This is a genomic window from Lachnoclostridium sp. An169 (genome assembly GCF_002160525.1).
In the GTDB taxonomy this organism is placed as follows: Bacteria; Bacillota; Clostridia; order Lachnospirales; family Lachnospiraceae; genus Mediterraneibacter; species Mediterraneibacter cottocaccae.
The window spans coordinates 97,925-123,971 of sequence record NZ_NFKT01000013.1; the positions used below are offsets into that span (position 1 = coordinate 97,925).

The following is a 26,047-nucleotide window of genomic DNA, read 5'->3' on the forward strand; positions in this document are numbered from 1 at the left end:
GGAGGCATCCCATGTCATTACAGTTTATATTCGGGAATTCCGGAAGCGGAAAATCCCATTATCTGATACAGCATATTGTGCAGGAGTCGGTCCGCTGTCCGCAGAAGAACTATCTTGTCCTTGTTCCGGAGCAGTTTACCATGGAGACCCAGAGGGAGCTGTGCCGGGCACATCCACGGAGAGGGATTATGAATATCGACGTCTTAAGTTTCGGCAGGCTTGCCCACCGTGTATTCGAGGAACAGGGGCAGGACCATCTGCGGGTTCTGGACGATGAGGGCAAGAACCTGGTTCTGCGCAGGATTGCAGGCGGCTATGAGGAAGAACTGACGGTACTTAAGGGCAATCTGAAGAAGCAGGGATACATCAGCGAGGTAAAGTCTGTGATCTCGGAGTTTACCCAGTACGGCGTAGGCTTTGAACGTCTGGACGAGTTCATGGAGGGTATTGACCCGGACAGCTATCTGTACTATAAGCTGAAAGACATCCGGAAGGTCTATGAAGGCTTTGAGGAGTTCCTGAAAGAGCGGTATATCACGAAGGAGGAAATGCTCGATGTGCTGAGCGGCATGGTTCCCCGGTCGAAGCTTCTGAAAGGGAGCGTTGTCGCACTGGACGGGTTCACCGGATTTACCCCCGTGCAGAACCGGCTTCTGGGAGAACTCCTCCGGGTGTGTGAAAAAGTGATGATTACCGTGGAGATGGACCGCCGGGAAGACCCTTTTGTGTACCGCCATCCGTACCAGCTCTTTGGCTTAAGCAAGCAGATGGTGACGTCTCTTGTAAAGACGGCACAGGAGGTGAATACAGAAATTGACGATCCGGCAGAACTCTGCCAGACACCGCCCTGGCGATTCCGGGAGAATCCGGTGATGGCTTTCCTGGAGTCGGAGCTGTTCCGCTATTCCCGGAGAACCTGGGAGGAAGAGCAGAGCGCGGTGTCCCTTCACGAGTCCAGAAATCCGCGTTCGGAAGCCATGCACACGGCGGAGCAGATCCGCCGGCTTGTGCGGGAAAAAGGCTTCCGCTACCGTGACATCGCCGTGATTACATCGGATATGAATGTGTATGCGGATGTGCTGGAAAAGGCGTGCGCAGCATATGAGATCCCGGTGTTTATGGATTACAAGAAAAGCATTCTCCTGAATTCCTTCGTGGAGTATCTGCGCAGCCTCCTCTCCATGGCGGAGGAAGGGTTTACCTATGAGAGCGTGTTCCGGCATCTGCGCACCGGACTTACGGGATTCACGGCGGACGAAGTGGACCGGATGGAAAACTATGTGGTTGCCCTTGGACTCAAAGGATATAAGAAATGGCAGCAGGCATGGGTGAGACGGACGCCGGGGACAGACGGGGAAGCGCTGGCAGATCTGAATCATCTGCGTGTCCGCTTTGTGGAGAAAATCGATCCGCTCATGATCATTCTGAAGAAACGCAGAAAGACGGTGCGGGATATTACGCTGGCAGTGTATGAGCATCTGGTGCGGGAGAAGCTGCAGGAACAGCTTAAGTCAATGGAAGACCGGTTTCAGGCGGAGGGGGAACTTGCCCTGGCCAAAGAATACTCCCAGGTATACCGGATCGCCATGGAACTGTTTGACAGGTTTGTGGAGCTTCTGGGGGACGAGGAGACTGCCCTGAAGGATTACTGCGGTCTTCTGGACGCCGGACTGGAGGAGGCGAAGGTAGGCGTGATCCCGCCGAGCATTGACCAGGTAGTTATCGGCGATATGGAGCGCACCAGAATCCGGAATATCCGGGCACTGTTCTTTGTGGGGGCAAACGACACCCTCCTGCCCGGGAACGCGGGCGCCAGGGGGCTTCTTTCGGAGCGGGACCGGGAGAAATTCGCGGACGCCCGGATCGAGCTCTCGCCGGGGCCGAAGGAGAAGCTCTATGCTCAGAAATTTTATCTCTATATGAATCTGACAAAGCCCACAGAGTACCTGTGCCTGTCCTGGTCTAAGGTTTCCGGCGAGGGGAAGACCCTGCGTCCCGCCTATCTCATCCAGGATATTCGCAGGCTCTTCCCGGACATCAGGACCCGGGATGAGGAGAACAGGGAACTGGCGTACCGGGAGCTGACGAGAAAGACCGGAATCCGCTATCTCGCGGAAGGCATAAGGGACCGCAGGCAGGGAGTGGGGCAGGAGTGGAAGGAACTCTATACCTGGTTCGCGGGGGATGAAAAGAGCCGGACTGCGCTCAGTCAGGTCCTGCGTGCCGGATTTTTAAGACGGCAGGAGAAAAGTCTCGGAAAAGAGACGGCGGGAGAACTGTATTCCGATCCGGACTATGTAAGCGTGACCCGGCTGGAGCAGTTCGCCTCCTGTGCCTACGCCCATTTCCTGAACTACGGGCTGCGTCTGTCCGACCGGGAAGAATACGGGTTCGAGACTATGGATCTGGGAAATATCGTCCATCAGGCACTGGAGCGTTTCGCCCGGAAAGCAGAGCGGGAGAAATTAAACTGGACGGAGATGACAGATGAGAAACGGGATGAACTGATCGAAGAGAGTGTGGAAGAAAGTGTCATCGATTATGGAAATACCGTCCTTTTCAGCAGTGCAAGAAACGAATATATGATCCACCGGATCAAGCGCCTGATCCGCCGGTCGGTCTGGGCGCTGACAAAGCAGCTGGAGAAAGGGGACTTTGTGCCGAGCGGGTATGAACTGAAATTCGGAAGCGGGAAGATCGACCGCATTGATACCTGCGAGGACGAGTCAAAAGTTTATGTAAAGGTGACCGACTATAAGACCGGCATGAAAGCGTTTGACATTACCGCTTTTTATCACGGGCTGCAGATGCAGCTCCCCGTCTATATGAATGCGGCTGTGGAGGTGGAGAAGAAACGTCATCCCGGGAAACAGGTGGTGCCTGCGGGAATCTTCTACTACCGCATTCAGGATCCCATCGTGGGCAGAGAGGACACTGACGAGGCAGTGGAAAAGAGTATTCTGAAAGAACTCCGTCTGGACGGGATTATAAACGGGAGCGGGGAGATTGTGGAGCATCTGGAACATGACCTCTCCGGTACGTCTGTGCTTTATCCGCTGGGAAGAAACCGGGACGGTTCCTTAAGCAAAAGTTCCCGGGCGCTGCCGCCGGAGGCATTTGACACAGTACTTGCGTATACAAAAGAGAAAGAGCGGGAACTGAAAGAGCAGATGTATGCGGGGGACGTGCAGGCGGCTCCCTACGAACTGGGGGACGCAACCGGATGTGACTACTGCCCCTTCCGGGACATCTGCGGCTTTGATCCAAGGATCGAGGGATGCGGCTACCGGAGACTGGAGAAATATTCTATGGAAGAGGCCATAGAAAAGATGAAAGAGAAGACAGGCGGAAGCGGAAATGAAGGGGAAGATAAAGGAGAAGACCGATGGGAGTAAAATGGACAGAAGAACAGCAGAGAGTCATAGACCTCCGGAACTGCAATATCCTTGTGTCCGCGGCGGCAGGTTCGGGAAAAACGGCGGTGCTTGTGGAGCGCATCATCAGGAGACTGACTGACGAGACCGCCCCGGCAGATGTGGACCGGTTGCTGATTGTGACATTTACAGAGGCCGCGGCAGCGGAGATGAAAGAGAGGATCGGGGCCGCGGTGGAGAAAAAGCTCTCAGAGCGCCCCGGGGACGCTCATCTGGAGCGGCAGGCGACGCTCATCCACAGCGCCCAGATCACGACGATCCACAGTTTCTGCCTGTCTGTGATCCGGGATCATTTCCACGTCATCGGCATCGATCCGGGATTCCGTATTGCGGAGGAAGGGGAACTCAAGCTGCTGAAGCAGGACGTACTGGACGAGATGCTGGAGCAGGAATATGCCGCGGGAGATGAGAAGTTCCTGGAGTTTGTGGAGAAATTCGGCACCGGGAGAAATGACAGAAAGATCGAGGAGCTCATCTTAAACCTCTATGAATATTCCCGCAGTTATCCCCGGCCGGGGCAGTGGCTTGCATCCTGCGTGGAGGCTTACCGGATCGACCCGGAGCAGGCGGAGGAAGCTGAGGTAACCGTGACCGCCAGGCAGCGTGTCTTAAGAAAGGCGGAGGATATTCTGGGGATTCTCGAACGCGCGCGGAAGATCTGTGAGGAGCCGGACGGACCGTATATGTATGCGGATATGATCGAATCGGATATGCGGGAGGCCAAACATCTTCTGGAGGCAGAGACGTATGACGGGATGAAGACGGCGGCGGAGGGCTTTGTGTGGAAACGGCTTTCCGCAAAGAAGGATCCCGGTGTGTCGGAAGAGAAAAAGACAGAAGTAAAAGAGCTGCGGGATACGGCGAAGAAGCTGCTGAAGGAACTCCAGGCGGTGTACTTCTTTGCGCCTCTGGAGGTGTGGACAGAGGATATGCGGACCGCGGGAGAGACAATGGAGACTCTGGTTTTCCTTGTGAATCAGTTCGCCGGGATGCTGTCGGAGAAGAAACAGAGCCGGAATATGATCGACTTTGGTGATATGGAACAGTTTGCCCTGGCGATTCTGACACAGGAAGAGGACGGACGCCTGGTTCCTTCTCCGGTTGCAGCGGAGTACCAGGACCGGTTCGATGAGGTGATGATCGACGAGTATCAGGACTCAAATCTGGTTCAGGAGGCGATTCTGACCAGTGTGTCAAAGGTGTCCCGGGGAACTTACAATATCTTCATGGTGGGGGATGTGAAGCAGAGCATCTACCGGTTCCGTCTTTCCCGGCCGGAACTTTTCATGGAGAAATATAATACCTACAGCCTGGAGGGCGGAGACTGCCAGAGGATCGACCTGCACCGGAATTTCCGCAGCCGGGAGGAAGTGCTGGACAGTGTGAACCAGATTTTCCGGAAGATCATGAGGAAAGAGCTGGGAGGAATAGAGTACGACGATACGGCGGCGCTCTACCCCGGGGCAAAGTTCCCGGAACTGCCGCAGATGCCGACGGCGTTTACAGACCGCACGGAACTGCTGCTTATGGATAAAGACGAGATCCGGGGAGAGGATGAGCGGCGGGCGGAGGCGCGGATGATTGCCTGCCGGATCCGGGAACTGATTGCGGGGGGTGTTGTTCTCGATAAAGAGACAGGGCAGTACCGTAGAATCCGGTACCGGGATATTGTGATCCTGACCCGGAGCATCCAGGGATGGGCGGAGAGCTTCTCCGCGGTGCTCGGGGAAGAGGGAATCCCCGCCTATTCAGTGAGCCGGGAAGGGTATTTTGAGACGTATGAAGTAAGTGTGCTTCTGGATTATCTCAAAATTCTGGATAACGCGCGCCAGGATCTGCCCCTTGCCGCAGTGCTGACGTCCCCGTTTGCCGGTCTGGACTCCATGGAGATGGCGCAGATCCGCCTGGCGTTTCCGAACGCCCCGTTCTATGAGGCGGCTGTGCGGTATGCCGCCGGGGAGGACGGCGCACCGTGCAGCGGTGAGTCAGGCAGCGGTGAGTCAGGCAGCGGTGAGTCAGGCAGCGGCGCACCGTGCAGCGGCGGCAGTCCGGACGGCGGCGCGTCAGACAGCAGTGTATCAGGCAGCGGTATACCGTGCGGCGGCAGTTCGGACTGTGGAAAAATAAAACTCAGGGAAAATCTGCGTACAAAACTTGCTGCGTTCTATGAACAGGCAGCATATTTCCGCGCAAAAGTTCCCTACACGGCGATCCACGATCTCCTGACTGAGATCATTGACTCGACCGGGTATGGTACGTTTATCCTCGCCATGCCCGGCGGAGAACAGCGCAGGGCAAATGTAGAGATGCTTGTGGAAAAGGCAGCGGCCTTTGAGGGTACCAGTTATAAAGGGCTGTTTAATTTTGTCCGCTATATTGAGCAGCTGAAAAAGTATGATGTGGATTACGGGGAAGCGGGTATTATGGACGAACAGGCGGATACCGTGCGCATTATGAGTATCCACAAGAGCAAGGGGCTGGAATTTCCGGTTGTCTTTGCGGCGGGAATGGGAAAACGGTTCAATACCCGGGACTCCAGGGGGAATATCGTGATCCACCCGGAACTGGGCGTGGGAATCGACGCCATTGATCTGGAAACGCGCACCAAAGCGCCGACATTCCTGAAAAAGATCATCCAGGAGGAGACCGGTCTTGAGAATCTGGCGGAGGAACTGCGGATTCTCTATGTGGCGCTGACCCGGGCGAAGGAAAAGCTGATCATGACGGGAATGACGGATGGAAAAGAGACCGAGAGAATTCTGAAGGAAAAAGAATCCGGAGAATGTGAAAGAAATCAGGAACTCGGACTGTATCAGCTGGAAGGAGCCCGCTCTTATCTGGACTGGATTCTTCCCGCAGCGGCAGGAGAGGATTTCCTGGATAAACGGATCTTTACGCCGGAGGACCTGGAGGCTGCCGGACGTGCGGAAGAACATGCAGAGGCGCTGGCGCTCGATGTGCTGACACACTGGGATGAAAGCCGGTGTTTTGTACCGGAACTCAGGAAGAGCCTGCGGGAGCAGATGGATTACGAATATGCCTACCGTGACGAGGGAAAACTGAAACTGAAATTCACTGTATCCGAACTGAAAAAAAGAGCGGCTCACGGAGAGAGGATGGGAGATACGGAGGATACGGCAGCGGATGAGGTCGGGGAAGAGATGTATGCGGAGCCGGATGTGGTGCCGCTGATCCCGGATTTCCTGAGGGAAGAAGAGACACTGACCGGAGCTTCCCGGGGAAGCGCTTATCACAAGCTTCTGGAACTCCTTGATTTTTCCAGGGAATATGATGAGAATTCCCTGGGCGCGGCAATCGAAGAACTGCGGGGCGCGGGGAAACTCTCGGAAGACATGGCGGAGTGCATCCGGCTGCCGGATATTCTCTCTTTCCTGCACTGCGGAAGCGGCAGAAGGATGACAGCGGCGGCAGGCCGGGGACAGCTTTTCAAGGAGCAGCCTTTTGTGCTGGGAGTGGACGCAGGGGAGATCTATCCCGGAGAGACGGCGGAAGACATGATTCTTGTGCAGGGGATCATCGACGTATATTTCGAGGAGCCGGACGGTCTGGTGGTTCTGGACTATAAGACAGACAAAGTGAGAAAAGCTTCGGAACTGACAGAGAAATATCATGCTCAGCTGGACTATTATGGTCAGGCGCTTGAGCGGCTCCTGCAGAAGCCGGTGAAAGAGAAGATTATTTATTCCTTTACTCTGAAGGAGGAGATAAAATTATGAGATTTCTGATCTGGTATCTGATCCTGATCAACATTATCACCTGGATTATCTATGGTCTGGACAAATGGAAAGCCAGGCGCGGGAAATGGAGAGTCCCGGAGAAGACGCTCCTTCTTCTCGCCCTGGCGGGTGGAAGCATCGGCGCCCTGGCGGCAATGGTGATGTTCCATCACAAGACGCACAAGGCAAGGTTTTATATCGGCGTGCCGCTGATTCTGATCCTGGAATGTGTGATCGGGGCGGTGGTCTGGTGGAAACTGTCAGCGTAAGCGTCGTTGTACAGACGCAGTGGAACGAACTGTTTTTGCAGCTGTCTGCTTATTAAATTCCTGCTGTTTTCAACATCAGCCACATTGTTTGTCCTCCGCAGTTTATGTATTGGATTCTGATAGAAGCGGTGACTGCAGCCATGTGACAGGAGAGAAAAAAATTTATTTCTTTTACTCAGAAGTGATGAGAGTAAATGATCCGTAGAGTGCATTTCACATTTTAGTATGATAGAGTAAAGATGCATCAAAACGAAAATATTTCATTTTAAAGAGGCGTGTGGTTATGAAAAACGAAAATGTCTGATTTCACTTGTTTCATTTTTGATTCTGGAGATTACAGGTATTTTTGCCGCCTGCTTTTATGTAAGCGATTTGTATATCAGAAGTATATTTATCACTGTTATTGTATGGACAGGATTCAGTATTTCCTCTCTTCTGGGTACGCTCCTGAAACGGCAATAAACTAATATCCCCGCCCTGTGGGAAAACTGCTTCCGGCAGAAGGAAAGCAGTTTTCCTGCAGGGCGGGGATATTAGTTGTCAGGTATCTGTTATATCCGCTGTTCAGTTATCTGCGCAGATGCTGTGTTATCCGATCAGCCGATCAGCCTCTCCACGATCGTGCGCACATCCTCTGTCTCCATCTCTTTTAAGTACCCTGCCACAGCGTCTTTGAGTCCCGGCACTTCGGTCAGGTCTTTCCCGCTCCAGAAGTCAGTCTTTGAGAGAACAGCCTGTGCGATGCCGTCTGCATCCAGGCGGGACCAGATGTCGGAGAAGAACTCCAGGACAGCCGCGTCGTCACGGATCGGATATGTGGTGCCGTCTTTTCTTGTCCCGGTATAGGCGCCGTCTTTCGTCTCGCCCTGGTAGAATTTGATAAACGCAGCCAGGGAGAAGGTCAGGCATTTCGGAAGCTCTTTCTTCTCCTCCACATACCCGAGCAGGGAGGGAAGGCATCTTGCGTTGAACTTGGAGCAGGAGTTCAGGGAGATGTCCAGCAGTTTGTGTTTGATGTACGGGTTGGCAAAGCGGTCATTTACCGCAGCGGCAAAGGACTCCAGTTCATCTTTCGGAAGATCCAGGGTCGGGATCACTTCTTTATAGATGACGTCGTTCATAAAGGTGCGGAAGGTGTCGTCTTTCATAAAGTCCATAACGATGTCAAAGCCGGCAAGGTATGCGGCAAGCACCGTGGAAGTGTGGGCGCCGTTTAAGATACGTACTTTTCTCTTTTTGTAAGGCTTTACATCGTCCGTCCAGATCACATTGGCGTCAGTTCTGTGAACCGGGAGCTTGTCCGCCCACTTTTTATCTCCTTCGATTACCCAGAGATTGAACAGCTCGCTTGTGTCGATGATATTGTCCTGATAGCCCAGTTTTTCTTCAAAATAGTTCACTTCATCCCTGGGGTATCCGGTTACGATCCGGTCTACCAGAGTGCTTGTAAATTCATTGGCGTTTTCCACCCAGTTTATGAATCCTCCGCCAAGCCCCCACTCGTCCGCGTACTGAAGGACGATACGTTTTAATTCCGCGCCGTTGTTGTCAATGAGCTCTACCGGGAGGAAGAGCAGTCCTTTGTCAGCGGCTCCGTCAAAAGCCTTGTATCTCTCGTAGAGGAAAGCAGTTACTTTCGCGGGGAAGGATACCGGCGGGCGGTCCGTCAGCTTGTCTCCTGCGTGGTAAGCGATCCCTGCTTCTGTTGTGTTGGAAACGACAACTTCCAGATCCGGGCTTTTCGCCAGGTCCATCAGGGCGTCATAGTCTTGGTCTTCATAGGGATTGATGCAGCGGGACACGGAAGTGATGACTTCGATATTCTCCACCGCCTTCCCGTTTTCGGAACCGCGCATCGCCAGTGTGTAAACGCCGTCCTGGGCGTTGATCATATCTTTGAGTCCTTTTTCAATGGGCTGGCACAGGACGATGCTTCCCTGATAGACGCCGTCCCGGTTCGCCTTGTCGATCATCCAGTCTACAAAGGCTCTTAAGAAATTGCCCTCTCCGAACTGGAGCACTTTTTCCGGATAGTTCCCATATACTTTTTTAACGGTTTCATTGACTGGTTTCATGGTAAGTCCTCCTTCATGAAAGAAAATGGTTGGAAAATGATTAAAATAAACCTGTAAAAACAGCGGTTATCTCTCCCGCCCGGGCTACAGGGTGACTCCCTGCTTGAAGATCGCCATATCGTGATAGCCCGCCTTCTCCGATTTCACCTGCTCGCCGGATGCGACGGAGATGACATAGTCGAAAAACCGGTCCCGAAGGGAGGGAAGCGTATCGCCGTCCACCAGTGTGCCGCAGTTGAAATCGATCCAGTTGTTCTTCTTATCGAAGAGCCGGTTGTTGGTGGATATTTTCACGGTTGGCACCGGCGAGGCGAAAGGAGTCCCGCGCCCGGTGGTAAACAGGACGATATGAGCCCCGGAAGCCGCCAGAGCGGTGGATGCGACAAGGTCGTTGCCCGGAGCGCTTAAAAGGTTCAGTCCCTTTTCATGAACCGGCTCGCCGTAGGAGAGCACGCCGCGGACCGGAGCGCTGCCGGACTTCTGGGTGCAGCCCATGGATTTGTCCTCCAGGGTGGAGATGCCGCCCTTTTTGTTGCCGGGAGACGGATTCTCATAGATAGTCTGGTTGTGGCTTTTGAAATATTCTTTAAAATCATTGATCAGGTGTACGGTCTGGTCAAAGAGCTCCTTGTTTTCGCAGCGGTTCATAAGCTGCGTCTCCGCGCCGAACATCTCCGGTACTTCGGTGAGGATCGTCGTGCCGCCCTTGGAGATGAGCAGGTCGGAAAACGCGCCAACTACCGGGTTCGCCGTGATGCCGGACAGCCCGTCGCTTCCTCCGCATTTCATGCCGATGACAAGCTCGCTGCAGCTGATGGGTTCCCGGTGGAATGACCCTGCATAACCGGCAAGCTCTTCCAGAAGCTTTAAGGCGTCGCCGATTTCATCGGAAGATTCCTGGCAGACGAGAAATTTCACGCGGTTTTCATCGTATTCCCCGATATAGTTTTTCAGCACGTCAATATTGCTGTTCTCGCAGCCAAGACCGAGGACGAGCACTCCTCCTGCGTTGGGATGGCTGATCAGGTCAGCCAGGATGGTCCGGGTGTGCTCCTGGTCATCTCCCATCTGGGAACATCCGTAAGGATGAGGGAATGCAGCGACAGCTTCCACCGTCCCTTTAACCAGATACTGTGCTTCTCGCTCGATCGCCTGCGCCACGTTGTTGACACATCCCACAGTGGGGATGATCCACAGCTCATTGCGCACGGCGGCACGTCCGTCCGTGCGGCGGTAACCCTGGAAAAACGCCTCCTCCGTGGGTTGGATCTGGGGGTGCTGCGGTTCGTAGGAGTAGTTCAGCAGATCCCCCAGTCCGGTGCGGATGTTGTGGGTGTGAACCCAGGAACCGCAGGGAATGTCGGCTGCAGCAGTGCCGATGGGACAGCCGTATTTGATGATCTGCGCTCCTGCAGGGATATCTGTCAGAGCGAACTTGTGCCCCTGGGGAATGTCCTGGATGAGCGTGACCGCTGCGCCATCATTGCCGTCCGGCAGCGTCTTTGTCCCTGCCTGCAGGGGAGAGAGTGCGACAGCCACATTGTCGTTTGGATTGATTTTCAGATAAGTTTTCATAAGCACGATCCTTTCAAACTCAAAAATGTAAGTGCTTACATTAAAGTACAATTTTTTTTCGGCTGAGTCAATACGAAATCGAAAAAAGAAAGAAAAAAGTCAGATTTCACAAAAGTGCAATATTAAAATTCAGCGATATTTACAACGAAAACAGATTGCCAGGAATGAGGGAATCGATTATAATGAAAGTATGTGTAAGCGATTACGCAACTGTGGGCATGCGGAGGTGAGACGATGAATATTTATGATATTGCCAGACTGGCAGGGGTATCCATCGCCACGGTGTCGCGTGTGGTGAACGACAGTCCCCGGGTCAGTGAAAAGACCAAGCAGAAGGTGCTTGCGGTGATGAAGGAAAATGACTACACGCCGAATGTGTTTGCCAGGGGGCTGGGGCTTGATTCCATGCAGTCCATCGGAATTGTCTGCCCGGACGTCTCGGATGTTTACATGGCAGGAGCCGTTGCCTTTCTTGAGCACAGGCTGCGGGGGTACGGGTATGACTGTATCCTGTACTGCAGCGGATACCAGCAGGAGAAAAAAGAGCGGGCGCTGGAACTGATCCAGAAAAAGCGGATCGACGCCCTGGTGCTGGTTGGCTCTACCTATGCGGGCAGGGGCGGGGACGACGATTCCACCGGATATATCAGGGAGGCGGCGGAGAATATTCCGGTATTCCTGATTAACGGGAAAGTGACGGGGAAGAATATATATTCGGCGTACAGCACGGACAGTGATTCTTCCTATGATGTGGTTTCAAAGATGATTGAATCGGGGAGAAGAAGAATCCTTTTCCTGACGGATTCCGGTTCCTACAGCGCCAACCAGAAGCTGGAGGGGTATGAGAAAGCTCTGCGGGAGCACGGGCTTCCGGTTCTCGGGGAACTCAAGCTCCGCACAAGGAATGAGGTGCATTATGTGCGGGACATTCTTCTGTCCAGGCGCGCCCTTGTGTTCGACAGCGTGTTTGCAACAGACGACGGACTGGCGGTGGGGGCGGTCAAGTATGCCCATGCCAGAGGGCTTAAGATCCCACAGGAGCTCTGCATCGTAGGGTATAACAATTCGGTGTATTCCATCTGCTGCGAGCCGGAGCTTACGACGATCGACAACACAAGCGAGAAACTCTGCAATATCACCGTGGACAACCTGATGAAAGTGTTAAAGGGGGAGGCAGTTCCGGAGGAAGTCCCGGTACAGTGTGTCCTTGTGAAACGCTGTACCACAGATTTCTGAAAAATTACAGGAGATCTGCCAGAAAGAAAGGAGAACAGACAATTATGAAAGCATTTATGGACAAGGATTTTTTACTGAGCACAGATACCGCAAAGGAACTGTTTCATGACTATGCGGAGAAGATGCCGATCCTGGATTACCACTGCCATATCGATCCGAAGGAGATCGCTGAGGACAGGAAATTTGAAAATATTACCCAGGTATGGCTGGGCGGAGACCATTATAAATGGCGCCTGATGCGCTCCAACGGCGTGGAGGAGAAATATATCACCGGAGATGCCACAGACCGTGAGAAATTCCAGAAATGGGCGGAGACTCTCGGCAGAGGAATCGGTAATCCGCTGTTCCACTGGAGCCATCTGGAACTGCAGAGATATTTCGGCTATACCGGTGTGTTAAACGGGGATACGGCAGAGGAAGTGTGGAATCTCTGCAATGCGAAGCTTGCGGAGGATTCCATGAGCACACGCAACCTGATCCGCCAGTCCGGCGTTACGCTTGTCTGCACGACCGATGACCCGGCGGATTCTCTCGAGTGGCATAAAGTACTCAAAGAGGATGACAGCTTTGAAGTACAGGTCCTTCCGGCATGGCGCCCGGACAAGGCAATGTCCATCGAGAAACCGACCTTTGCAGAGTATCTGGTGAAACTGGGAGAGGCTGCAGGCATGGAGGTAAAGACATTTGCGGACATTAAGGAAGCACTGAAAAAGAGAATGGCATTCTTTGATGAAATGGGATGCCGCGCTTCCGACCATGGCCTGAACTATGTGGTATACAATCCGGCTTCGGAGGAAGAAGTGGAGGCGATTGTGGCAAAGAGACTTTCCGGCGCAGCGCTTACCACAGATGAAGAAGAGAAGTATAAGACCGCGTTCATGCTGTTCGTGGGAAGAGAGTACGCAAGGCTCGGATGGGTGATGCAGCTCCATTACGGATGCAAGAGAGACAATAATAAGGCAACGTTTGCAAAACTGGGACCGGATACCGGATTCGACTGCATCAGCAATTACACGCCGGCGGATCAGGTGGCAGATTTCCTGAATGCCCTGAGCGAGACGGATGAGCTTCCGAAGACAATCCTCTACAGCCTGAACCCCAACGACGATGAGGCGATCGGCACGATCATCGGCTGCTTCCAGGATTCCACGGCTGCGGCAAAAGTACAGCAGGGGTCTGCATGGTGGTTCAACGACAACAAGACCGGAATGATCAAACAGATGACATCCCTTGGAAATCTGGGATGCCTTGGAAATTTTGTGGGAATGCTGACCGACTCCAGAAGTTTCCTCTCCTACACAAGGCATGAGTATTTCCGTCGGATCCTCTGCGATCTGTTCGGAACCTGGGTGGAGAATGGAGAGTATCCGAAGGATATGAAGATGCTTGGCACGCTGGTGAAGGATATCTCCTATAATAATGCAGTGAGATATTTTGGATTTGATCTGGATACAGTAGAATAACTGTTGAGTGAAAAAGAAGTTCAGAAGTGTTTCAGAGGGTCTGGCGCATTACGCGACAGACCCTCATTTTTACTGCGACTGCAGATAGTGCTCTGCGTCCTCAGCACTAAGCTCATATACTTCCTGCCCGCTTCATACCAGTCCTTTTTCATCGCCTCATCATGCTTCTCCTGATCAAATGTCTCCAGGATCATCTGGACCACCTCTGCTTTCTGCGATACCAGGATATTCCTGGTTATTTAATTTTCCATCATTCAATTAGTTGCACCTCCATTATAAAAAATAACTTTTGCAGTTGCAACCTTCTGTGAGCTCAATCAAAAGGAATCTGTCCGGCAAAAGTTCTTCTGGTAAAACTATAACTGCACAATTTGTACGCTATGCCGGATAAATATTCCATTATTATAGGCGCAATGCGTCAATCTGTCAATATGATAATATACACAAATTTCTTCTGCAGATTTTTCCTGCAAATTTTGAAAAAAGTAGTTGACAAACCCTCCGGAAGCATATATTCTGTATATGACAGCTAGTTAGTTACTCAACTAACAAACTAGATAACAAAGAGGTGATACGGTGAACATCAATCCGAATTCAGAGAAGCCGATCTTCATCCAGATTGCGGAGCAGCTTGAGGATTCCATATTTACGGGCGTATTCCCGGAGGAGACGAAGATCCCCTCCACCAACGAGATATCTGCCCTGTTTAATATCAATCCCCACACGGTTCTGAAGGGGATGAACATACTGGTGGACGAAGAAATTATTTACAAGAAAAGAGGTCTGGGGATGTTTGTGAAAGAAGGGGCGGTCGGAAAGATCCGGCAGAAGAGACAGGGGCAGTTTTACGAGCAGTATATCGCCTCTATGATTGAGGAAGCGTCGAAGCTGCATATGACGAAGGAAGAAGTGATTGCTCTGGTAGAAAGGGGATATGATAATGAGTAAGATCCAGATTAAAAATGTTACAAAGCGGTACGGGGATGTCACGGCCCTTGACCATGTTTCGTTTTCCTTTAAATCCGGGAAAATCTATGGTTTCCTGGGACGGAACGGTGCAGGCAAATCTACGCTGATCAACATTATCGCCAACCGGATTTTCCCGGACGAGGGAGCGGTCTTTATCGACGGACTTCCGGCAAGAGAGAACATGGATGTGCATGAGAAGATCTTCTGCATGAGTGAAGCCGATCTGTACGATACGGGGATGAAGGTCAGAGATCATTTTAAATGGACCGGGCGGTTCTACGACAGTTTCGACGTGGAGAAGGCATTTAGGATCGCGGAAGAATTCGGCCTGGATACCGGGAAAAGGTTCAAGGCGCTCTCCAAAGGTTACCAGTCGATTTTCAAGCTGACAATCGCCCTTGCTCTCAACGTCCCGTATGTGATCTTTGATGAGCCGGTGCTGGGGCTGGATGCCAATCACAGGGAGATGTTTTACAGCCTGCTGCTAAAAGAATTCGAGGAAAACGAGAGGACACTGATCATAGCCACCCATCTGATTGAGGAAGTGGCGAACATCATTGAGGAGGTTGTCCTCATCGATAACGGGAGAGTACTGCTCCAGGAGAGCACGGAGGAACTTCTTGAGACCGGATACTGTGTGTCGGGATTTGCAAAGGATGTGGATGCATACTGTCTTGGAAAGAATGTTATCGGAACGGATGAGCTTGGCAGTCTGAAACTTGCCTATATCTGCGGAGAAAAGACGGAGATCCCGCAGGGGAGCAGCCTGCAGATCACGGCGATGAATCTTCAGAAGCTGTTTGTGAAGCTGACCGGGAAGGCGGTGGACGGGAACGCAGTGGCCGGGAATGCAGTGGCGGAGAAAGGAGATATGAAATTATGAAAAAGTTAAAAGCAGCGATCCAGTATGAATGTCTGACATCGGTGAAATACGTCTGGCTCTTTTATCTGATCCAGTATGCGGCTGTGGCGCTCATCACGGTGATCGTGATGCTCAGTGTGAATACTACTGAGGAAGTGGGAACAAACTGTCTGGAATTCAACACACTGATCTATGTGGGAATCCTGGGAGGCCTCGGGGCGAAAGAAGACTTTCGCATGCTGATCCAGAACGGATTTACCCGCAGATGTATCTTCCTGGCGGCGGCGTCCATGTTTGCATTTATATGCGGAGTGATGGCGTTGGTTGACACGGCGGTGGGACAGATTCTTCATCTTGTTTTCCCGGCGTACTCTTCTGTGTTCGGCGCACTCTACGGATATGAAAATGTTTTCGCAAACTGGATATGGCTGTTCTGTTTCTACATGCTCGTGTGCAGTCTGCTGTATCTGGCGGTTCTGGCGATCAACAAGGCGGGGAAGACCATCTCCATCTGCCTGGGGGTGGGACTTGGCGCGGCAGTGCTTGTGATTGTGGCCCTGTTCCGGTATGTGGTTCCGGGAGAGACGGCAGCGAAAATTGCAGAGGCCGCAGCGGCAGCTATGGGATATTTAAGCGACGGGACCGTGAACCGCGTATTTCCCGTGCTTACCATGCTTGTGCTTGCAGCTCTGTCCGGAGCAGGAGCCTATGCGGTGCTCCGCAGGACGGAACTGTAAAAAGAATCACACTTTTTTGTCAGCTTTTTCATAATTCCGTCACAAATCGGGGCTATCTTATGAATCGTAAAAAGGAAATGAAGTGGATGGAAGAAATCCAAAGAGATGAAAAGAGGCTGACAATCATGAGTGAAGAATTCAGGAATGAAAATACAGAGATGAATGAAACTGCACAGAATATGCAGAAATCAGAAAGTGATATGCAGGAATGGTATATGCCGGGTTCGGAGACCGGTAAGGCTCAGAGCGGGAGCAGCACAACGACTGCAGAAGCTCCCGGAAATGAGCATCATCAGAAGAAAGAAAAGACGCACAAACCTATGACAACAGGCAGGAAATGGGCGAGCGTGGTAGCTATGGGCCTTGTGTTTGGGCTTGTAGCAGGAGGCACCATGTTCGGAGTCAACATGGCGGGCAACCGGATTGCGGGTGACTCCGGTAAGACTGCGATCCCGCAGACCCAGACCACATCGGGAACAGCTTCATCCGGAAGTTCAAGTTCATCGGAGGGCGGCACGGTTGCAGATGTGGCGGCAAATGCAATGCCTTCACTGGTTACGATTTCCACCATGTCAGTGGAAGAGATGAGAAGCTTCTTCGGAGGAACTCAGCAGTATGAGGTGGAAGGCGCCGGAACCGGTGTTATCGTAGGAGAAAATGATACCGAACTTCTGATTGCCACCAACAACCATGTGGTAGAAGGTGCTCAGAGCCTGTCTGTCGGATTTATCGATGAGGCGAGTGTGGAAGGCGAGATCAAGGGAACAGATGTGAACAATGACCTTGCAGTAGTTGCCGTAAAACTTTCAGATATTCCGGATGACACGATGAACCAGATCAAGGTCGCAACCATCGGCGATTCGGACGATATGCGCCTTGGAGACCAGGTTGTTGCCATCGGTAATGCCCTCGGATACGGACAGTCTGTTACAAGCGGTTACATCAGTGCGTTTGACAGAGATCTTACACTGACAGACAACAACGGAACGACGATTACATCCACCGGACTGATCCAGACGGACGCGGCAATCAACTCCGGAAACAGCGGCGGTGCGCTTCTGAACATGAAAGGCGAATTGATCGGTATTAATGAGGCTAAGAGCTCTACAACATCGACAGGCGCATCTGTGGATAATATCGGATTTGCTATCCCGATTGACAAGGCAGAGGCGAGCCTGCAGGATCTGATGACACAGGAGACAAGGTCTAAGGTTGACGAGAGCGAGGCTTCCTGGCTCGGTATCCGCGGTCAGGATGTAGCGGCAGAAGTTACCCAGCTCTACGGAATTCCGTCCGGTGTTGTTGTAGAAGAAGTTGTTTCCGGCGGTCCGGCAGAAGATGCGGGATTGAAACAGGGCGATATTATTACGGAGTTTGACGGACGTACAATAACCAGTATGTCACAGCTTCAGGATGTGCTGACATATTATGCGGCGGGCGAGAAAGTCGATATAGTGGTAGAACGCTCCGGAAACAGCGGATATGAGGAACAGGCGCTGACCATCACTCTCGGGTCAGCAGCAGATGCGGCAAATGCAAAGTGAAAAAATGAAAGAATACGCCGGACAGGAATTATTTCCTGCCCGGCGTAAGTGCTTTCAGGGAATATTTTTGCGGAAGATTTCTACCGGTTCATTTCAAGCTGAGGTCCGGTCGCCTTATGGCCTCTGATTACTGCCTCGATCTCTTTGAGATCAGAGGAAGGAAGATCTCCCGGAATCGTGTTCTTTACAGCGCTTGTCGCATTGCCGAACTCCAGAGCCCTCTGACAGTTATTGGAGTCGGAGAGCAGCCCGTAGAGCACACCGGATACATAAGCGTCTCCGCTTCCGATCCGGTCAACCACTTCGATGTTGCGGTAAGGCTCTTCCTCGTAGAATTGATCCGTACGTGCATCGTAGATGATGGAACCGAAGGTATGGATCTTCGGGCTGTGAACGATCCTCTGGGTGGAGGCGACGATTGAGATCGGATAATCGGCGGTGAAGCTCTTCATGATATCCCTGGCATCCCCCTCTTTTAAGAAGGTCAGCCTTGCTGTCTCTTCCGAACAGAAGAAGATGTCCACATAGGGGAGAATTTTCTCAATACACTCTCTGGCTTCATCCCCGGTCCAGAGATTTCCGCGGAAGTTTACGTCAAAGGAGATCAGTGCGCCAGCCTCCTTGAAACGGCGGATCATCTCGATGGCGGTCTCCCGGCACTGGGAACTTAAGGCCAGGGTGATGCCGCTGGTGTGGAAACATCTGGCGGATGTGAAGAGAGAGTCATCGAAATCATCCACAGAGATGGCGTTGATCGTCGAGTGGCGCCGGTCATAGACTACACCGGGTTTCCTCGGATAAGCGCCGTTTTCATAATAGTAGATTCCAAGTCTTGCGTCTCGCGAGTCATCGTATACGAGATAGTCGTCGCTCACGCCGCAGAAACGGATTCTGTTCTTGGCGTATGTCCCGATATCATTTGCCGGGAGTTTGGAGATGATCCCGGTGCGCAGCCCCAGCAGGGAGACGCCGGATACAACATTAAGTTCCGCTCCGCCCACCTGTTTCTGGAGGGTATCACCTCTTACAAGGCGTTCATTGCTCGGCGGGGAAAGGCGGAGAAGAACTTCTCCGAGGGAAAGAAGATCGAATGATTTGCTCATGGCATTTACCTCCGAATATTATGGCGGGGATGCTGCATGGCAGACAGCATCCCCTTTTCAAGGTTTGGGTTTATATAAATTTTAACGTCAGCGTAAATTATCTCTGGACACGTCCGGAAGCGTCTCCGCCGGCCAGTTTGAGAACTTCGTCCATGGATACCATGTTGAAGTCTCCTTCGATTGAGTGCTTCAGGCAGGAAGCTGCCACTGCGAACTCGATTGTTGCCTGGGAATCATATCCGTTCAGGCATGCGCAGATCAGTCCGCCGCCGAAGCTGTCGCCGCCGCCTACGCGGTCAACGATGTGCATGGTATATTTCTTGCTGAAGTAGAAGTCGTTTCCGTCGTACAGCATAGCGGACCATTTATTGTCATTTGCAGAGATGGACTCGCGGAGTGTGATCGCTACTTTGGAGAATCCGAATCTGTCTGCAAGCTGTTTCGCAACATCTTTGTAACCTTCACGGTTTACTTCACCTTTTGTAACATCAGTGTCGGCTGCTTTGATGCCGAATACGTCAGCCGCATCCTCTTCGTTTGCGATGCAGACGTCAACATACTGGCAGAGCTCGCCCATTACCTGACCTGCTTTTTCTTTGGACCACAGTTTGTTTCTGTAGTTCAGATCGCAGGAAATGGTAACGCCTGCTTCTTTGGCAGCCTTGCATGCCTCCAGGCAGATCGCTGCAACGTCGTCGTTGAGCGCCGGTGTGATTCCTGTGAAATGGAACCACTCAGCTCCGTCGAAGATTTCTTTCCAGTTGAAGTCCTCTTTGGAAGCAGTAGCGATGGAGGAACCTGCGCGGTCATAGATAACCTTGGACGGACGCTGGGAAGCGCCTTTTTCCAGGAAGTAGATGCCGACTCTGTCTCCGCCGCGTGCGATATAGGAAGTGTCAACGCCGTATTTCCTGAGAGAGTTGACAGCAGCCTGTCCGATCTCGTGTTTCGGGAGCTTTGTGACGAATTTTGCGTCAAATCCATAGTTCGCCAGGGATACCGCAACGTTTGCCTCGCCGCCGCCGTAAGTTGCACCGTAGGTATCCGCCTGTACAAAACGGTAATATCCTTCCGGAGCAAGTCTTAACATGATTTCTCCAAATGTGATAACTTTCTTCGCCATTTCTTATTTACCTCTGCTTTCTTTTACAATTTCTGCCGCTTCTTTGACGAGCTCTCTGATCTTGTCAAACTCTCCGGCGTTGATCAGATCTCCTTTTACCATCCAGCTTCCGCCGCATGCAAGGATTCTGTCATATGCAAGATAGTCTCTTACGTTCTTTGCGTTGATTCCGCCTGTAGGCATGAACTTCATTCCCACATACGGAGCTGCGATTGCCTTGATGTAGGCAAGTCCGCCTGCCTGCTCAGCCGGGAAGAACTTCACAACGTCAAGTCCGCACTCGATAGCCTGCTCCACGTCGCTCGGGTTCGCGCATCCCGGAGTTACCGGAATTCCTTTTTCCACACAGTATTTTACAACGCGGGGATTCAGACCCGGGCTTACGATGAATTTTGCGCCGGCCTCAACAGCCTGGTCAACCTGTTCTGTAGTCAGGACTGTTCCTGCGCCTACCAGCATCTCCGGGAACTTCTCGCTCATGATGCGGATTGACTCTGCAGCTGCGGAAGTACGGAAAGTAACCTCAGCACAGGGAAGTCCGCCGTCGCAGAGTGCCTGTCCGAGAGGTTCTGCATCTTTCGGATCATTTAAAACAACTACAGGGACGATACCGATTTCTTCGATTTTCTTTAATACTTCGTTCATCTTCGATTCTCCTTTTTTAGTTTCACAATATGGAAATAAGTTTCGCGATGTGATACATCCTATCTACAAGTATACCCCTGGAACTGAAAATGTCAAGCAGGAAAAATATTAAAATTTTCCCGGATAAATTGTGAATTAGTGACAGTTGAAGATAAGAGCGGAATGTGATAGAATGAGTTTCATAATACGAAACCAAAATAAAAACCGGGAGGCGCCCGCCGGAAAACGGCGTGCGGTAAAGCAGAAAAAAGGAGTGACGCCAGTGGAACAGAAGAATCCGATACAGGTAGCAGACCGACTCTTTCAGGCGATGGAGATGCTTGCGGATGAGGGCAGCGTGGGACTTATGGAACTGAGCAGGGAGCTGGGGCTGAATAAGAGCACAGCCCACCGGGTTCTGAATTCTCTTATTTATATGGGATATGCCAGGCAGAATACAGTCAGCGGAAAATACGAACCTACATTCAAGATCGTCGATCTGGCAAACAAGATCATGAGCAAGGTGGATATTGTGCAGACTGTGCGTCCGTATTTGAGGCAGCTTATGGAAGTGACAGGGGAGACGGTGCATTTTGTAGAGCGGGACGGACTGGATGCAGTCTATATTGATAAGGTAGAATCATTTAACAACGGGATTCAGATGGTTTCCCGGATCGGCAGCAGAATCCCGCTCTACTGTTCCGGAGTCGGAAAAGCGATGGTGGCATGGATGGATGACCGGGAGGTGCAGGAAATATGGAATGCAAGCAGGATTGTGAAACTGACCCCGTATACCATCACGGATTTTGACGCCTTTCAGCAGGAGCTTTCCCAGATACGGAACCGCGGCTATGCGTTGGACAATGAAGAAAATGAGGCGGGGGTGCGGTGTATCGCCTGCTGTCTGAAGGATTATACCGGAAAACCGGCTTATGCGTTCAGCATCTCCGCGCCGGTCAGCCGCATGGGGAACGCCAGGATCGAGGAACTGGCCGGGTATGTGCTTGAGGCGGAGAAGAACATGTATGAGAAGCTGCGGGAGTAGTTCCGGGGCTGCGCGGAGGCAGAAATGCGCAGAAAAGATAGAAAATGCGGGCAGGAATCTTTTCTTTGCCGGGATTTTCTGTTAAGATAGCTAAGGACAGGGATGTGCCGCTGTGCCGTGAGAAGCACGGCAGACGGCGGGAAAGCAGTGCAGGGGTATATCTCTGTGCTGCGGTCAGATATGATAAATAAAAATAATAAGGAAAGGAATATGAAATATGCCGAGATTAAATGAAAATTATCTGAATGTAAAAGACAGCTATCTCTTTGCGGAGATTGCGAGAAGAGTAAAGGTTTATGAAGAGGAACATCCGGACAAGTCGGCGAATGTGATCCGCCTCGGAATCGGGGATGTGACACGGCCCCTGACAAAGTCTGTGATTAATGCGCTCCATGAGGCGGTGGACAGCCAGGCTGTTTCCGAGACATTCAAGGGATACGGACCGGAGCAGGGCTATGATTTCGTCCGCAACGCAATCGCAGCTTATTATGCGAAGAACGGCGTTGAGGTTGACCCGGATGCGGTGTTTATCTCCGACGGAGCGAAGAGCGATACGGGAAACATAACCGAGCTGTTTGCAAAGGATAATACGATCCTGATCCCGGACCCGGTTTACCCGGTTTACGTGGACACGAACACCATGGACGGAAAGAATATCATCTATATGAACGGAACAGAGGAGAACAATTTCCTTCCGATGCCGGATGATTCCGTAAAAGCAGATATTATCTACCTGTGCTCCCCCAACAACCCGACAGGAGCATGCTACACAAAAGATCAGTTAAAAGCGTGGGTTGACTATGCGAAGAAGAATGAGGCGGTAATCCTCTACGATTCTGCGTATGAGGCGTTTATCTCCGAGCCGGAGCTGCCGCGGAGCATCTACGCGGTGGAAGGTGCGAAAGAGTGCGCTATCGAGTTCTGCTCCCTTTCAAAGACAGCAGGATTTACGGGAACAAGATTCTCCTATACGGTCGTTCCGAAGGAGCTTGTGTTCACATCCTCCAACGGGACGAAGATGAGTGTGCATGATATGTGGAACAGAAGACAGTCCACAAAGTTCAACGGCACGCCGTACATTATCCAGTATGCGGCTGCAAAGGTGTTTACAGATGAGGGAATGGCAGAGTGCATGGAAAATATTTCCTATTATAAAGAGAACGCACGTCTGATCGCGGATGTCCTCAGTAAAAAGGGAATCTGGTTCACCGGCGGTGTAAACTCTCCGTATATCTGGTTCAAGTGCCCGAACGATATGGAGTCCTGGGAGTTCTTTGACTACCTTCTGGAGAATGCACAGGTGGTCGGAACACCGGGGGCGGGATTCGGCGAGAACGGAAAGAATTATTTCCGTCTGACGGCGTTTGGAAGCCATGAGAAAACAAAAGAGGCGATGGAGCGGTTTGACAGACTGTTCTAAAGCCGGATCTGACTGAAATGTATGGAAGGATGTCTCCGAAAGGAGGCATCTTTTTTTTGGCGGAGCGGATCAGTTCAGATGCAGCCGGGAGAGGTTCCTTAGAAAATCTTTAGAAATAGTTTGGCGAGATTTAAGGTATATTATATTGACTCCTAATATTATATCAAATATAATATAGAAAACGATATAAAAAGTGCAGAAAAAGAAAGGGGAATCCCGGTTTTGCGGAAAGGGTGATCGAATGATATTCAACACAGGTGCGGCTCTTCTGGATGCGGTTGTACTGGCCGTCGTATCTCAGGAGAACGAGGGCACATATGGCTACAGGATAACGCAGGATGTGCGCGGGGTGCTTGATGTGTCGGAATCGACACTGTATCCGGTCCTGCGCCGTCTCCAGCGGGATGAATGTCTGGAGACCTATGACAGGCAGTATGACGGACGCAACAGGAGGTATTATAAAGTGACGGAACAGGGAAGGGCGCAGCTTGAGCTGTACCGGGCAGAATGGAAAGAATACAGCAGAAAGATCAGCGCGATTTTTGAGGGAGGTGTGAAAGGATGACAAAAACAGAATTTCTTAGTGAACTGTACCGCCTTCTTGACGGCATGCCGGAGGAGGAGAGAAAGGCTGCGGTCAGCTATTATGAAGACTATTTCGCCGATGCCGGGGAGGAACATGAGCAGGAAGTGATGCGGGAACTGGGAAGCCCGGAGAAAGTGGCTGCTTCCATCCGGGCAGATTATTTTGGCACGGAATTTCACGAAGAGGATTACGAACGGAAAGCATATCCGGAACACTACGGCGCACAGCAGGCACCCCGCACGAGCCGTGGGGTGAAGATTCTTCTGATTGCCCTGATTGTCCTTGCGGTGGTTCCGGCATTCTGGAGAATCCTGGTTCCGGTATTCTGCGTGGTGATCGGGCTGATCTGCGCGGTGATCGGAATTTTTGCGGGACTGGTCGTGGGATCTGCCGCGCTGATGCTGGCGGGACTGGGAATGGTGCTCTCTGCGGTTCCCATGGTGTTTGATATCCTTCCGATGGCATTCCTGATCGGCGGGCTCGGGCTGCTGATCTTTGTGGTGGGTCTGATGGCAGTTGTGGGTACGGTGAAACTGTGTATGGTTGTCTATCCTGCCATGTTCAGAGGATTTATCAACCTGTGCAGACGTCCGTTTTACGGGAAGTTGGTGTAGCGGAGGATGAAAAGAGGATGGAAAATTTTCTGGATCGGCTGTGCCGTCACGGCGCTGGCAGGAGTGGCACTGACTGTTACCGGGCTGGTTATGGGCGCTGCCACCATCGGGGCTGAGAGCGTGCGGATGTTTCGCGGATGGATCCGGGACGGAGGTCTGGAAGATCTGACGGATGAAAGCCTGGATGTTCTCGACGAGATCGGAGATACTCTGGACGAAGTGGAAGACAGTACGGCAGGACAGAGCGGGGTATTTGCAGACCGGAGCCGGGACTATGTTCCGGCAGAGCCTAACGGGACTACGGTACAGAGTTTTGACGGCGTACAATATCTGAAGGTTGACGTACCAAACGTGGCGGTGAGCATCCGCGTGTATTCCGGAGAAAGTGTCATCGTGGACACGGGATCCCTGCGGGATGAAATTCGAAAGGACGTGGAGATTTCCTCGGATCCGGAAGAACTGAAAGTGGAGATAGACCATGACTGGTACCGGCATCCGGACGGGGAAAATATCATATATATCAGTGTGCCGGAGCATACAGTGCTGACGGAACTTGAAGCGGAGACGGACGGCGGGTGGCTTGAAGTAAGCGGCCTGAAGACGGAGGACATGAACGTATCGGTAGGAGCAGGACAGGGCATTGTCCGGGACTTTTCGGCGGAACGCATGGAGGCGGACTGTGGAGCCGGACAGCTGATTGTAGAGGGCAGCGCCGGTCAGACGACAGAGATCAGCTGCGATACAGGTGAAGTGCTTGTCACAGCGCCGGGCGGAGAAACAGATTACGATTATGAAGTATCCTGTGATATCGGCGAGATTGTCCTGGGGTCGGAGAACTACAGCGGGCTTCACAACCGGGTCCGGGTACAGAACGGAACCGGGCGCCTGCTCCGGGCAGACTGCACGATCGGAAGGATTGAGATAACATTTGAGCCGGGGATGGCTCCGTGATTTTCACGGATAATGAGGAACCTATCGGAGAAGAACAGGCAAAAAGACAGAAATGATTCAGGAGGAATCGATTATGGAAAAAAGATTATACCGTTCAAGACAGAACAGAATGCTCTGCGGAGTGTGCGGAGGAATTGGCGAATATTTTAATATTGATCCCACTCTGGTGAGGCTGGGGCTTGTGCTGCTTTGCTGTACAGGCTCGGGAATACTGGCCTATATTGTCGCGGCCATCATCATACCGGACAGTCCGGCGTAAAGACTGAATATTCCCGCTGCGATCAGGCAATACTTCTGAAAAAGCAGAAGGAAGGCGCAAGAATGGGAAAAAAGAAAGAAAAGCCAATCGATCTGAACAATCTGGAACCGGAGGAAAAGATCAAATATGAAGTCGCTGAGGAGCTGGGACTTCTTGACCGGGTCCTTGACCAGGGGTGGAAGTCGCTTACATCAAAGGAAACCGGAAGGATCGGAGGGCTTGTGACAAAGAGAAAACGTGAGGAAAAGCGGGACGGCTGACAGTCCCGCTTTTCTGCATTGCGATATCTGGGCATAAGTGATTCCCGGCCGACCAGTTCTGACAGGTAAAAATAATTCGCACTAAAACCTATTGAAAATACACAGCTTCACTGCGAAAATATAAGTATACCAAAAAAGTTTTTCACAGTGAGGCTGAAATG

Annotated in this window: 20 protein-coding genes and 1 pseudogene; 16 read left to right on the top strand and 5 right to left on the bottom strand. The window is 51.8% G+C overall.

The features are described 5' to 3' along the window. The first annotated feature begins 11 nt into the window (after window positions 1-11). From B5F07_RS10890 to B5F07_RS10900, 3 genes are read left to right on the top strand one after another with little or no spacing between them, the layout of a single operon-like run. Window positions 12-3,395 (top strand): PD-(D/E)XK nuclease family protein, encoded by a 3,384-nt coding sequence (locus B5F07_RS10890; protein ID WP_087161306.1) that lies wholly within the window; start codon window positions 12-14, stop codon window positions 3,393-3,395. Next, window positions 3,386-7,171, top strand: coding sequence for a UvrD-helicase domain-containing protein (locus B5F07_RS10895; protein WP_087161307.1), 3,786 nt, complete (start codon window positions 3,386-3,388; stop codon window positions 7,169-7,171). Before B5F07_RS10890 ends, B5F07_RS10895 begins: the two co-directional genes overlap by 10 nt. Further along, on the top strand, window positions 7,168-7,440 hold the full coding sequence (locus tag B5F07_RS10900) for a DUF1294 domain-containing protein (RefSeq protein WP_087161308.1): 273 nt from the start codon (window positions 7,168-7,170) through the stop codon (window positions 7,438-7,440). Before B5F07_RS10895 ends, B5F07_RS10900 begins: the two co-directional genes overlap by 4 nt. Window positions 7,441-8,036: 596 nt before the next feature. On the opposite strand, the gene B5F07_RS10905 is transcribed toward B5F07_RS10900, so the two are convergent. Beyond that, complete coding sequence (locus B5F07_RS10905; protein WP_087161309.1) at window positions 8,037-9,515, bottom strand: tagaturonate reductase; 1,479 nt, start codon at window positions 9,513-9,515, stop codon at window positions 8,037-8,039. An 84-nt stretch (window positions 9,516-9,599) separates the two neighbouring features. After that, window positions 9,600-11,090, bottom strand: a complete 1,491-nt coding sequence (locus B5F07_RS10910) for a UxaA family hydrolase (RefSeq protein ID WP_087161331.1) — start codon at window positions 11,088-11,090, stop codon at window positions 9,600-9,602. Between the two features lie 234 nt (window positions 11,091-11,324). Between B5F07_RS10910 and B5F07_RS10915 the strand changes: the two genes are divergently transcribed. The 6 genes from B5F07_RS10915 (at window position 11,325) to B5F07_RS10940 (ending at window position 17,901) form a co-directional block, all read left to right on the top strand. Then, window positions 11,325-12,326 (top strand): LacI family DNA-binding transcriptional regulator, encoded by a 1,002-nt coding sequence (locus B5F07_RS10915; RefSeq protein ID WP_087161310.1) that lies wholly within the window; start codon window positions 11,325-11,327, stop codon window positions 12,324-12,326. A gap of 44 nt (window positions 12,327-12,370) precedes the next feature. Further along, entirely contained in the window at window positions 12,371-13,789 is a 1,419-nt protein-coding gene (gene uxaC / locus B5F07_RS10920) for a glucuronate isomerase (protein ID WP_087161311.1), read from the top strand. Window positions 13,790-14,365: 576 nt separating this feature from the next. After that, the gene (locus B5F07_RS10925) at window positions 14,366-14,737 is read left to right on the top strand and encodes a GntR family transcriptional regulator (RefSeq protein WP_087161312.1); all 372 of its coding nucleotides are present in this window, start codon (window positions 14,366-14,368) and stop codon (window positions 14,735-14,737) included. Continuing rightward, window positions 14,730-15,641, top strand: a complete 912-nt coding sequence (locus B5F07_RS10930; protein WP_087161313.1) for an ABC transporter ATP-binding protein — start codon at window positions 14,730-14,732, stop codon at window positions 15,639-15,641. Before B5F07_RS10925 ends, B5F07_RS10930 begins: the two co-directional genes overlap by 8 nt. Beyond that, entirely contained in the window at window positions 15,638-16,357 is a 720-nt protein-coding gene (locus B5F07_RS10935) for a hypothetical protein (RefSeq protein ID WP_087161314.1), read from the top strand. The genes B5F07_RS10930 and B5F07_RS10935 overlap by 4 nt, the downstream gene beginning before the upstream one ends. An 86-nt stretch (window positions 16,358-16,443) precedes the next feature. After that, on the top strand, window positions 16,444-17,901 hold the full coding sequence (locus B5F07_RS10940) for a S1C family serine protease (protein ID WP_242972507.1): 1,458 nt from the start codon (window positions 16,444-16,446) through the stop codon (window positions 17,899-17,901). Between the two features lie 80 nt (window positions 17,902-17,981). Here B5F07_RS10940 and B5F07_RS10945 read toward each other — a convergent pair whose 3' ends face one another. The 3 genes and pseudogenes from B5F07_RS10945 to B5F07_RS10955 form a co-directional block, all read right to left on the bottom strand. Then, window positions 17,982-19,004, bottom strand: coding sequence for a sugar kinase (locus B5F07_RS10945; RefSeq protein ID WP_087161316.1), 1,023 nt, complete (start codon window positions 19,002-19,004; stop codon window positions 17,982-17,984). 97 nt (window positions 19,005-19,101) lie between these two features. Next, window positions 19,102-20,127 (bottom strand): sugar kinase, encoded by a 1,026-nt coding sequence (locus tag B5F07_RS10950; protein ID WP_087161317.1) that lies wholly within the window; start codon window positions 20,125-20,127, stop codon window positions 19,102-19,104. Between the two features lie 30 nt (window positions 20,128-20,157). Further along, window positions 20,158-20,772: pseudogene (locus B5F07_RS10955) on the bottom strand (bifunctional 4-hydroxy-2-oxoglutarate aldolase/2-dehydro-3-deoxy-phosphogluconate aldolase); the annotation flags it as partial. 262 nt (window positions 20,773-21,034) lie between these two features. On the opposite strand from B5F07_RS10955, the gene B5F07_RS10960 reads away from it, so the two are divergent. The 7 genes from B5F07_RS10960 (at window position 21,035) to B5F07_RS10990 (ending at window position 25,886) form a co-directional block, all read left to right on the top strand. Then, complete coding sequence (locus B5F07_RS10960) at window positions 21,035-21,796, top strand: IclR family transcriptional regulator (protein ID WP_087161332.1); 762 nt, start codon at window positions 21,035-21,037, stop codon at window positions 21,794-21,796. A 217-nt stretch (window positions 21,797-22,013) separates the two neighbouring features. Next, window positions 22,014-23,216, top strand: a complete 1,203-nt coding sequence (locus B5F07_RS10965) for an LL-diaminopimelate aminotransferase (RefSeq protein WP_087161319.1) — start codon at window positions 22,014-22,016, stop codon at window positions 23,214-23,216. Between the two features lie 241 nt (window positions 23,217-23,457). Then, window positions 23,458-23,781, top strand: coding sequence for a PadR family transcriptional regulator (locus B5F07_RS10970; RefSeq protein ID WP_087161320.1), 324 nt, complete (start codon window positions 23,458-23,460; stop codon window positions 23,779-23,781). Then, on the top strand, window positions 23,778-24,416 hold the full coding sequence (locus tag B5F07_RS10975; protein WP_087161321.1) for a DUF1700 domain-containing protein: 639 nt from the start codon (window positions 23,778-23,780) through the stop codon (window positions 24,414-24,416). The genes B5F07_RS10970 and B5F07_RS10975 overlap by 4 nt, the downstream gene beginning before the upstream one ends. 6 nt (window positions 24,417-24,422) lie before the next feature. After that, on the top strand, window positions 24,423-25,367 hold the full coding sequence (locus B5F07_RS10980) for a DUF4097 family beta strand repeat-containing protein (protein ID WP_087161322.1): 945 nt from the start codon (window positions 24,423-24,425) through the stop codon (window positions 25,365-25,367). 73 nt (window positions 25,368-25,440) lie between these two features. After that, complete coding sequence (locus B5F07_RS10985; RefSeq protein WP_191403349.1) at window positions 25,441-25,626, top strand: PspC domain-containing protein; 186 nt, start codon at window positions 25,441-25,443, stop codon at window positions 25,624-25,626. A 62-nt stretch (window positions 25,627-25,688) separates the two neighbouring features. Then, window positions 25,689-25,886 (top strand): small, acid-soluble spore protein, alpha/beta type, encoded by a 198-nt coding sequence (locus B5F07_RS10990; RefSeq protein WP_087161323.1) that lies wholly within the window; start codon window positions 25,689-25,691, stop codon window positions 25,884-25,886. The last annotated feature ends 161 nt before the right edge of the window (window positions 25,887-26,047 follow it).